The organism is Christiangramia aquimixticola (genome assembly GCF_048285835.1).
Lineage (GTDB): Bacteria > Bacteroidota > Bacteroidia > Flavobacteriales > Flavobacteriaceae > Christiangramia > Christiangramia aquimixticola.
In genome coordinates this window covers 276,580-287,688 of sequence record NZ_JBLVTL010000001.1, presented here as the reverse complement: position 1 = coordinate 287,688, position 11,109 = coordinate 276,580, and the positions used below count along the sequence as shown (strand labels likewise).

The window sequence follows — 11,109 nt, the reverse complement described above, 5'->3', positions numbered from 1 at the left end:
CAATATTGGTCATTGTAGAGAATAATCGTACTTTTACCATCAATTTTTGAAAAACCAAAAAACTATACTTATGAGTACATATGATGTTGCAGTTATTGGATCGGGTCCCGGAGGTTATGTTGCAGCCATTCGTTGCGCCCAGCTGGGAATGAAAACTGCGATCATAGAAAAATATTCCACCCTTGGTGGAACCTGTCTTAACGTAGGGTGTATCCCGAGTAAGGCACTTTTAGATTCTTCTCACCATTATGACGATGCCATCAGGCATTTCGAGGATCACGGAATTGAGATTCCGGGAGAGGTGAAGCTGAATCTTGAAAAAATGATGGAACGTAAAGCATCTGTAGTAAGCCAGACTTGCGACGGAGTAAAGTTCCTAATGGATAAAAATAAGATCGATGTTTACGAGGGAGTTGGTTCTTTTAAAGACAAAACTCATATCAACATCGAAAAAGATGGGGAAACTCAAACCATAGAAGCGAAAAAGACCATTATTGCTACTGGTTCTAAGCCTGCAAACCTTCCTTTTATCGAGCTTGATAAAGAGCGTGTGATCACTTCTACTGAAGCTCTTAAGCTTAAGGAAGTTCCAAAACACATGATCGTAATTGGTGGAGGTGTAATTGGCCTTGAGCTTGGTCAGGTTTATAAAAGACTTGGTGCTGAGGTAACAGTGGTAGAATTCCTTGACCGAATTATTCCAACTATGGATTCTGCTTTGTCGAAAGAACTTCAGAAAGTTTTGAAGAAGCAGGGAATTAAATTCTATACCAGTACCAAAGTGAAGTCGGTAGAGAGAAATGGTGATGAGATCACCATCAAGGCTGATGATAAAAAAGATAAAGAGATCGAGCTTAAAGGAGATTACTGCCTTGTTTCTGTAGGCCGTAAACCGTTTACAGATGGTTTGAATGCCGAAGCTGCCGGTGTTGAATTAGACGATAAAGGTAGAGTGAAAGTGAATGATCATCTTCAAACAAATGTAGATAATATCTATGCTATTGGAGACGTGGTTCGCGGAGCTATGCTTGCACACAAAGCCGAAGAAGAGGGAACTATGGTTGCTGAATTGATGGCAGGGCAGAAGCCACATATCGATTATAACCTTATTCCCGGAGTTGTTTATACCTGGCCGGAAGTTGCAGCAGTTGGTAAAACTGAAGAGCAATTGAAGGAGGAAGGCGTAAAATATAAGGAAGGAAAATTCCCAATGCGTGCTCTTGGACGTTCCAGAGCGAGTGGGGATATCGACGGACTTGTAAAGATCCTTGCAGATGAGAAGACTGATGAGGTTTTAGGAGTGCATATGATTGGAGCAAGAACAGCCGATCTTATTGCTGAAGCGGTAACTGCAATGGAATTCAGAGCATCTGCTGAAGATATCTCGAGAATGAGTCATGCTCACCCAACTTTCGCTGAAGCTGTAAAAGAAGCTGCTTTGGCTGCTACAGATAACAGAGCTTTGCATATCTAAACTAATAATAGATTTATTATAAAAAAAAGCCTCGCATTTGCGGGGCTTTTTTTATTCTGAATACCTAAATCTTTAAGACCTGAACAAATTCTAATTTGGTATTAAAACAATCACTACTTTTATAAGATCAATTTTAAATTGTTGAAATCATGTCAAAAGAAAAATCTCCATCTAAGAATTCATCTAAAAAAGAACCGGTTCTTAGTTTAAAGGAAAAGAGAGCGGCCAAGGCTGCAAAGAGAAAGAACAGAAGTTAGACGAACTTGTATAAAATGTAAAGAGGAGGCAAATTTGCCTCCTCTTTTTATTTTTTACGCCTTCTGTTAGCGTTCTTGTCTCCTCTGGTCTTGGGTTTTTTGTATTTCTTGGCAATTTCCCGGCGGTAGGAACCACCAAGATTTTCCTTCATATTCTTGGCCTTTTTCTCGTGGAAAGCAGGCCCCGCCTCGTGAGAGTCAGAGTGCGGATTGTTGATTTCTATTGCTCTTGGCTTTTCTTCCTCTATTAGTTCATTGGAAATCTCTACATTTTCAGGTAGCTCATACTCCGGAATTTGCATATCCATAAGAGCTTCGATTTTTTCAAAGTTTTCAGCATCCTTTTCAGTCTTGAAAATTACCGCAACACCTTTCTTTTCGGCACGACCTGTTCTACCAATCCTGTGCATGTAATTTTCAGGATAGTTAGGCGTATCCAGATTTATAACATGACTTACATTGTCTATATCCAAACCTCTGGCCATTACATCTGTCGCGATCATGATCCGGGTTCTTCCTTCTGAAAATTCACTAAGACTATTCAGCCTGTAATTCTGACTTTTTCCGGTATGCACCACGCTTATTTCGCGTGTAAACACATCATCCAGCCTTTCGAATAATTTATCGGCATATCGCTTGTCACTGGTAAAAATAAGCACTTTACGGTATTCCTCTTCATCCTGGAAGAGCTGCTCCATCAAATTGGCTTTTGTATTGAAATTTGGAACAAAATAAGCGCGTTGTTCTATGTTTTCCAATGGAGTTCCACTAACCGCTACAGATATTTTCTCGGGTGCTTTAAAATTAGCATCGATAATTTCTTCCACGATTTCGGTCATGGTAGCAGAGAACATGATACTCTGTCTGTTAGGTGGAAGCAATTCAAGAATATTGTTAACCTGAAATTTAAATCCAAGATCAAGCATTACATCCACTTCATCAATTACAAACTTCTGAATTGATTTTAGCTGAACTGCTCTTCGCAAAACAAGATCATAAAGCCTTCTTGGAGTTGCTACAAGAATATCCTGACCCTGCATGATTTCCTGGTGCTGAGTATTGATGTTTACACCACCATATACTCCGGAAACCCTTACGTTTATATATTTTGCAATTTTTGCGATCTCTTCCACAACCTGTACAACCAGTTCCCGGGTTGGAACAAGAATTAAAATTCGCGGATTCTTTTGTTCTGAATATTTCAGCATTCTAAGAAGAGGTAAGAGGTATGCAAATGTTTTACCTGTTCCCGTTTGCGCGATCCCTACAACATCTCTTCCAGACATTATGGAGGAGAAGGCCTGTTCCTGAATAGGAGTTGGAGTCTGAAAATTCAGATCTTCCAAGGCGTTGCGTAAGGGGGTATTTAAATTAAGGTTCTGGAAACTCAAATCGTGAAGTTTAATTTTGTGCAAAGGTACGGCATGAAAGTCAAAGTTTTACCTGCTTTTGGCAAGTAAAACTCAGGCAATCTTTATAGTGTAGCTTGCATTGAATTCATTTTTTGCTTTAAGTTTAAGGATTCCTTCCTTCTTTTTCAAATTTTGATCGGTGTCTTCAAGATCTGCCATTCCCAGCCAGGGTTCTATGCAAACATAGGAGGCGCCTGGCTTGGCCCAGATTCCAAGGTCTCTGAAATCGGAATATTCTACCGATAAAATTTTCCCATTTTTTGCACTTACCAGATCTACCTTTTTAGATTCTATATTCTTAAAAATAAGTGCATCCTTCTCAAAAATATTTCTGTTTAGCCTGATTTTATGTTCATTATCCAGAATTCCTTCAGTTTTGGAGCTAATCAAACCTTCTGAGTTAAGTAAGTGGGTGCTCAGGTCCATTTTTTGATCGAAAACCAGGGAGTAATCCTCTATTTCTTCATTTTCGAAATGCTGAATATTAAAGGCCGGGTGACCACCAAATGAAAAATATATAGAATTAGTATCCAGATTTATAATTTGGTGATCTACTTCCAGCGAATTCTCCTTCAGAATAAAGGTTATTCTAAAACTGAATTTGAAGGGATATGCTTTAAGTGTTTCTTCTGAATACAGGAGTTCAAATACCAGTTGGGTTTCAGATTTTTCTTTTAACCTGATGTTCTCATTATGACGGATAAAACCATGCTTAGGTAATTCATATTCCTCTCCTTTAAAAACATATTTACCGTTTTTTAAAGCGCCTATAATAGGGAAAAGGTTTGGAGCGTGGCTGGCCCAAACCTCGGGGTCTGCCTGCCAGATATATTCCCGGTTATTTTTTTTATTGATAATACTGCAAAGCTCAGCGCCTTTTTCCAGCACGCGAATCTTTAAATATTCATTTTCTATAGTATGTTTGATCACCTTCAATTTTTTTCTAAAGTTACGATACCTGAAATTCTGAAAAAATGGTATTGATGGAAATTATAAAATTTGGGTATTTTTAGATAAATTATATACATGAAGAAAATTCTCGCCTTTGCAGGTTCCAACAGCAGTACCTCTATTAATCAAAAGTTACTTGAAAATATAACAGGACGAATCCAGGGTCATGAGTTACAAATGATAAAATTGACCGATTATCCTTTGCCTATTTATAGTCAGGATATTGAGGATAATGAAGGCTTTCCTGAAAACGTTCAAAAAATTGCAAACTTTATCGCAGAAGCAGACGGACTGGTGATCGCGGTAAATGAGCATAACGGAACTGTTTCGGCATTCTTTAAAAATATCCTGGACTGGTTGTCGAGGAATGAGAGAAATTTTCTGGCAAACAAAAAGATCCTGCTCATTAGTACTTCTCCCGGTCAAAGAGGCGCCAAAGGTGCATTGGAATATTCCCAGGGCATTTTAGGAAGATTTGGAGGCGATGTTATCGAAAGTTTTAGTTTTCCATCTTTCAAAGACAATTTTACCGATAATAAGGTAACAAACGAGGTGTTAGATATGGGAATTGCTGATGTGCTTACTACCTTTGCGCATCAAATAGATGAATAAGTGCGCAGCAGCAAAAAATTTAGTTTAAAATCTCCTTCCCGGTTCAAACAACAACTTTTAAGCTGGGGAAATCAATTTCATGAAATCGTTTGGCTGGATAGTAATGAGGACAATTCAGCTACCGGTGAATTTGAGGCTATCCTTGCGGTTGAGGCTTTTACGGCTATAAAAACCGATTACCAGTATGCGTTCGATAAACTAAAAGAATATCAGGAAACCACCGCCGACTGGATCTTTGGTTATCTCACCTATGATCTTAAAAATGATGTTGAAAGGCTGACTTCTAAAAACTTTGATGGCTTACATTTCCCTGACCTCTATTTTTTCCAGCCACAAAAGATCATCCTTATAAAAGGTGATGAGGTAGAGTTCAAGTATTTGCGGATGGTGGACGATGAAATTGATATCGATTTTCAGCAAATTCTGGAACAATCGGTTCCTTTGAAATTAACAAATGAGGCTGTAAAGGCAGAGCCCCGCATTTCCAAAGCTGAGTATATGCAAAAAGTTGGAACTATGCTTGATCATATTCATCGAGGTGATATATATGAAGCTAACTTCTGTCAGGAATATTTCGCTGAAGTTGTGGATCTGGATCCCTTTAGTATCTATCTTTCGTTAAATGAAATTTCTACACCTCCATTTGCGGCATATTTAAAACTTGAAAATTATAACCTGATCTCTGCAAGTCCGGAACGATATCTTAAGAAAAAGGGTGATAAATTACTTTCTCAACCTATTAAAGGGACAGCCCGCAGATCTTCCAATCCCGAAGAAGACGCTCGAATCTCTCACGCCCTGGCCAATGATCCTAAAGAAAATTCAGAAAATGTGATGATCGTGGATCTGGTTAGAAATGACCTTTCCCGAATTGCCAAAAAAGGGAGCGTTAGGGTAGACGAGCTATGTAAGGTTTATAGCTTTAAACAGGTGCATCAATTGATCTCTTCAGTAACCGCTGAACTGGCCGAAGGTATTTCTCCGGTAGAAGCTTTACGAACCAGTTTCCCAATGGGGAGTATGACCGGGGCGCCGAAGATTTCAGCTATGAAGATCATAGAAGAGCTGGAAGAAACGCGCAGAGGTTTGTATAGTGGCGCAGTTGGGTATTTTGACCCGAACGGTGATTTTGATTTTAATGTCGTAATTAGAAGCATCCTGTATAATTCAGAAAATAAATATTTGTCATTTTCAGTAGGCGGTGCGATCACAGCAAAATCGGTTGCAGAAAAGGAATATGAAGAATGCCAGTTAAAGGCAAAAGCCATGAGAGAGGTACTCTCTAATCTCTCCGGTAATTCTTAAGCCAATTTTTAATTCCTCCTTCGTATCTTTACGAGTCTATGGAAAAATCGTTCAAAAACCACGTCAAATCTGAATTTCCTTTTTTGTGTAATTCTAAGCTCCTGCTGGCAGTAAGCGGTGGAGTAGACAGTGTGGTTCTTACCCATTTATGCCATGAGGCTAAGTTGGATTTTTCCATTGCACATTGTAATTTCAATTTAAGGGGTGAGGAAAGTGACGAAGATGAAAATTTCGTAGCTGACCTTGCAAAACAACTGAAAGTAGAATTTTTTACGCAGAGTTTTGATACCCAGAGGTATGCAGAGAATTCCGGAATTTCGGTGCAGATGGCGGCAAGAGATTTGCGCTATCAATGGTTTGACGAGCTAAGGGCTGCACGTCAATTCGATTATGTGCTAACCGCTCACCATGCAAACGATAATCTGGAAACTTTTTTAATCAATCTCATCAGGGGAACAGGCCCGGATGGACTAACCGGGATAAAAGCCGAAAGTGAAAATTTGATTCGTCCACTGCTTTCCTATACCCGTGAAGAAATTGAAAAGTTTGCAGAGACTAAAGGCCTGAAATGGCGGGAAGACAGCAGTAATTTTTCAGATAAATACATGCGAAATTACATCAGGCATAACATTGTCCCCGGGATGGTTAAGTTAAATCCCCAAATGCTGAATACTTTTTTTAAAACTCAGCAATATTTGAGAGGGAGCCTGGAGCTTGTCGAAGATTACATGAGTTTATTATATCCCAGAATTATAAAAAAGGATACTTACGGCTACTCTATAAATATTGATTTTTTGCGTAAGATTCCTAATCCTAAGCAGGTGATGTATCAAATGCTAAGATCCTTTGGGTTTACTGAATGGAATGATGTTTATGGTCTTATGGATGCCCAACCCGGGAAAATGGTATTTTCAGACACTCACAGGCTTATAAAGGATCGAAACACACTTATCTTAACTGAAAAATCTGATAAACCAGATGATAAGGAATTCTGGCTTAGCCGCGAGGAGGAACTGGTAATGATCCCAGATATGGGAACTCTTCACCTGGAAGAAGTGGAAAAGCTGGGTAAACGGGCGAAAAACTGTATTTATGTTCCTGCTTCCAAATTGCAATTTCCATTACACATCCGGAAATGGAAAAAAGGTGATTACTTCTATCCCTTTGGGATGAATGGTAAAAAGAAACTGAGTAACTTTTTTAAAGATGAAAAGTTCTCCCTTCCCGAAAAAGAAAACACCTGGATCTTATGTTCTAACGAAGAGATCGTATGGATCATCAATCATAGGGCAGATAACAGATTTGCAGTAAAAGCAGATGATAAGGATATCCTCAAAATTTCCCTAACCTGATTTTTTCAATTTTACTGCTTAGCGTAGTTGTTCTTTAATCTAAATTTCTTTTAGGTTTTATGGGCTAATTTCTATCTTTAGGAACTTTTAAAATTCCAATTGATGAAATTCTTGAAATTACCGGTCCTAAGCTTACTATTGCTTTTTGTGGTCAATCCCCTGATCGCTCAAACTGCAACTGAATATGATGTAAAATCCCATTATAATAAAATGGAAGTGGACATTCCAATGCGGGATGGGGTTACGCTTCACACTACAATCTACTCTCCAAAAGATACCTCACAAAAGTATCCAATCCTGTTGCAAAGAACTCCTTATAGTTCAAGGCCTTATGGGGAAGATCAGTTCAGATCTCAAATAGGACCCAATGAACACCTGATGAAGCAGGGAAATATCATTGTTTATCAGGATGTAAGAGGTCGCTGGATGAGTGGCGGGAAGTACGATAATATGCGTGCTTATATTCCGAATAAAAAAGGAAAGCAATTTGACGAAGCCAGTGATACGTATGATACCATCGACTGGCTGGTTAAGAATGTAAAGAACAATAATGGAAAAGTTGGAACCTGGGGAATATCGTATCCGGGATTTTATGCTACTTACTCTTTGTTAAGCGGGCATCCGGCACTTAAAGCTGTATCTCCACAGGCAAGTATTGGTGATTTCTTTTTTGATGATTTTCACCATAATGGTGCGTATTTATTAAGTTACTGGAGAGCAACTTCAGTATTCGGATATCAAAAAGAATCTCCGGTAGATACTGCCTGGTATAGTTTTCCAGATCTTAAAACCGAAGATCAGTATCAGTTCTTTTTAGACGCGGGACCACTTAGTAACCTGGATGAATATTACAAGGAAGACAATGAGTTCTGGCAACAATTAAAGGAACATCCTAATTATGACGATTTCTGGCAAAAAAGAGGAATTGTTCAGCATATGAAGAATATCAAACCTGCGGTGATGATCGTTGGAGGTTTGTTTGATGCGGAAGATCTTTATGGCCCGTTTGCCATTTATAAAAGTATAGAAGAACATAGTGATAATTATAACAGTATCGTTTTTGGACCATGGAGTCATGGGGACTGGGCGCGGAACTATGAAAGACAGTCGGTAGGGAATGTTTATTTTGGAGACAGTATTTCTGCCCACTATCAAAAGGATTATGAAACGGAATTTTTCAATCATTTCCTGAAGAAAAAGACTAAAGATCTTCCAAAGCTTGCAGAAGCTCATATCTATGACACCGGACTTAGAACCTGGAATGACTATGCTGAATGGCCGCCAAAAAACACTAAATCCAAAACCTGGTATTTAGGCGGAGATCAAAAATTTACTCAGGAACCTACAGAGAATGCTGAAGAATTCATCAGTGATCCCAAAAAGCCGGTGCCGTATAACGATGAGATAAAAACAGTTTTTACACCACGTGAATATATGACCGGCGATCAGCGTTTTGCTGCCAGAAGACCGGATGTGCTTGTTTTTGAAACCGAGGTGTTGGAAGAAGACCTTAAAATTGTAGGACCAATTGAGGCTCTGTTAAAAGTGGCAACTACAGGAACTGCTGCAGACTGGGTTGTAAAGCTTATAGATGTTTATCCTCATGATGCCGAGAATTATGAAGAAACCATGCCTCACCTTAAAATGAGCAATTATCATATGATGGTACGTAGCGAGGTAATGCGTGGAAGATTTAGAAACAGCTTTGAAAAGCCTGAGCCATTTACTGCTAATACCAAAACAGATGTGAATTTAAAGCTTCAGGGAGTAAACCATACTTTTAAGAAAGGACATAAGATTCAGGTTCAAATCCAGAGTACATGGTTTCCTTTGATAGACCTGAATCCACAAACTTACGTTGATAATATTTTTAAGGCAGAAGCAGATGATTTTAAAAAGCAAACACATACTGTTTTTGGTGATTCAGCAATCAAATTTTCGGCTTTAGAAGAATAAGAAAATGAAAATATTAAACCTGTATCTGTTATTATTTTGTCTGGCCTTCGCTTCCTGTAAAAATGAAGAGGAGCCTTCAGCTTATACTGCAGCCGATCGCGAAGTTGCTTCAGCAGAACTTAATGATTACTTTGAAAAAGAGTTTCAGAAAGATATTGACGATTCTCCCATGACCCAGACCCGAAGAGGTTTAAAAACCAATTCAGATAAATGGGATGATTTCTCTAATATTAAGTATGCTGAAGATCTCGAAAAGGCTAAAAACCGCCTTGATTATCTGGAAAAGGTAAATGTGGAAGCTTTAAATGAGGATACAAAACTGAGTTATCAATTGTATCTGCGGCAGGTGAAAAATGAAATTGAAGATTACGATTTTCGGTTTTATGACTATCCAATTGAACAAATGCATGGTTTACATGCAGAATTGCCTGCGTTCTTAATAAACATGCACCAGATAGATTCCATTCCAGATGCTAAGGCGTATATCTCCAGGCTCAGGGGGATGGAGAAGGTGATGAAAGATATCATTGAGCAAATACAGTTAAGAGAACAAAATGGAGTAATTCCGCCAAAATTCGTTTTTGACCGAACCCTGGACGCTTCCCGGAATATTCTTGATGGCAAGCCTTTTACCAAATCGGCTAAGTCAAGTGCCTTAATGGAAGATTTTACTTCCAAGGTGGAGAATCTTAAGATCTCGAAGGAGGAAAAAATGAAGCTTATTCATGAAGCAGAAAAAGCTTTGGTTTCTCATGTGCAACCGGCTTATAAAAGTTTAATTGAGTTTTTAGAGAATCAGCAATTACGCGCAACAGAAGAAGATGGGGTGTGGAAATTTCCAAAAGGGAAGGAATATTACAATCTGGCCTTAAAAAGAATTACCACTACAGATCTTACTGCAAAAGAAATTCATGAAATTGGCCTTAAAGAGGTAGCCAGAATTCATGGGGAAATGGAAAAGATCATGGAGGAGACCGGTTTCGAAGGATCCCTTCAGGGCTTCTTTGAATTCATGAAAACCGATGAAAGGTTTTATTTTGAAAATACTGAAGCCGGAAAGCAAACTTATTTAAAGGAAGCCAAAACGGTTATAAATGGAATGAAAGCTAAACTACCGCAATATTTTAATACTCTGCCTGAAGCAGATATTGTGGTAAAAGCGGTAGAACCATTTAGAGAGAAAAGTGCCGGGAAAGCCTTTTATCAGGCCCCTGCATTGGACGGGTCCAGACCGGGAATTTACTATGCAAACCTTTACGATATGGAAGCTATGCCAAAGTATGAGCTGGAAGCACTGGCATTTCACGAAGGAATTCCCGGGCATCATATGCAATTGGCCATCGCTCAGGAACTGGATAGTATTCCGGAATTTAGAAAATTTAGCTTTTATACCGCTTATATCGAAGGCTGGGGACTTTACAGTGAATTTATTCCAAAAGAAATGGGCTTCTATAAAGACCCGTATTCAGATTTTGGAAGACTGGCCATGGAGCTGTGGAGATCCTGTCGTTTAGTAGTAGACACCGGAATTCATGCCATGAAGTGGAGCAGGCAGGAAGGGATAGATTATTATAATACGAACACTCCTGCAGCCGAAAGTGCCTGTGTTAAAATGGTGGAAAGACATATTGTAATGCCGGGACAGGCCACAGCCTATAAAATTGGGATGAATAAAATTCTCGAACTAAGAGAACATGCAAAAAAGGAATTGGGTGAGCAGTTCGACATACGGGAATTCCACGATGAGGTGTTGACCGATGGTGCTTTGCCCTTAACGATCCTGGAGTCTA

General features: G+C 39.1%; 8 protein-coding genes. 6 read left to right on the top strand and 2 right to left on the bottom strand.

The window, feature by feature from the left end; all coding sequences use genetic code 11:
* Nucleotides 1-70: 70 nt before the first annotated feature.
* Nucleotides 71-1,474, top strand: coding sequence for a dihydrolipoyl dehydrogenase (lpdA, locus tag ACNKXV_RS01185; protein ID WP_417905872.1), 1,404 nt, complete (start codon nucleotides 71-73; stop codon nucleotides 1,472-1,474).
* Nucleotides 1,475-1,778: 304 nt separating this feature from the next.
* On the opposite strand, the gene ACNKXV_RS01180 is transcribed toward lpdA, so the two are convergent.
* Nucleotides 1,779-3,122 carry a DEAD/DEAH box helicase gene (locus ACNKXV_RS01180; protein ID WP_417905871.1) on the bottom strand — a complete coding sequence of 448 codons (1,344 nt, stop codon included), beginning with the start codon at nucleotides 3,120-3,122 and terminating at the stop codon, nucleotides 1,779-1,781.
* Nucleotides 3,123-3,194: 72 nt separating this feature from the next.
* Complete coding sequence (locus tag ACNKXV_RS01175) at nucleotides 3,195-4,073, bottom strand: aldose 1-epimerase family protein (RefSeq protein WP_417906335.1); 879 nt, start codon at nucleotides 4,071-4,073, stop codon at nucleotides 3,195-3,197.
* A 96-nt stretch (nucleotides 4,074-4,169) separates the two neighbouring features.
* On the opposite strand from ACNKXV_RS01175, the gene ACNKXV_RS01170 reads away from it, so the two are divergent.
* The 5 genes from ACNKXV_RS01170 to ACNKXV_RS01150 all read left to right on the top strand — a co-directional run.
* Entirely contained in the window at nucleotides 4,170-4,706 is a 537-nt protein-coding gene (locus ACNKXV_RS01170) for an NADPH-dependent FMN reductase (RefSeq protein WP_417905870.1), read from the top strand.
* A complete protein-coding gene (pabB, locus tag ACNKXV_RS01165; RefSeq protein WP_417905869.1) occupies nucleotides 4,707-6,011 on the top strand; it encodes an aminodeoxychorismate synthase component I in 1,305 nt (434 codons plus the stop codon).
* Nucleotides 6,012-6,094: 83 nt separating this feature from the next.
* Nucleotides 6,095-7,363, top strand: a complete 1,269-nt coding sequence (gene tilS / locus ACNKXV_RS01160; protein WP_417905868.1) for a tRNA lysidine(34) synthetase TilS — start codon at nucleotides 6,095-6,097, stop codon at nucleotides 7,361-7,363.
* A gap of 102 nt (nucleotides 7,364-7,465) precedes the next feature.
* Nucleotides 7,466-9,319, top strand: a complete 1,854-nt coding sequence (locus ACNKXV_RS01155) for a CocE/NonD family hydrolase (protein ID WP_417905867.1) — start codon at nucleotides 7,466-7,468, stop codon at nucleotides 9,317-9,319.
* A gap of 4 nt (nucleotides 9,320-9,323) precedes the next feature.
* The coding region (locus ACNKXV_RS01150; protein WP_417905866.1) for a DUF885 domain-containing protein at nucleotides 9,324-11,109 on the top strand (1,786 nt) is incomplete at its 3' end.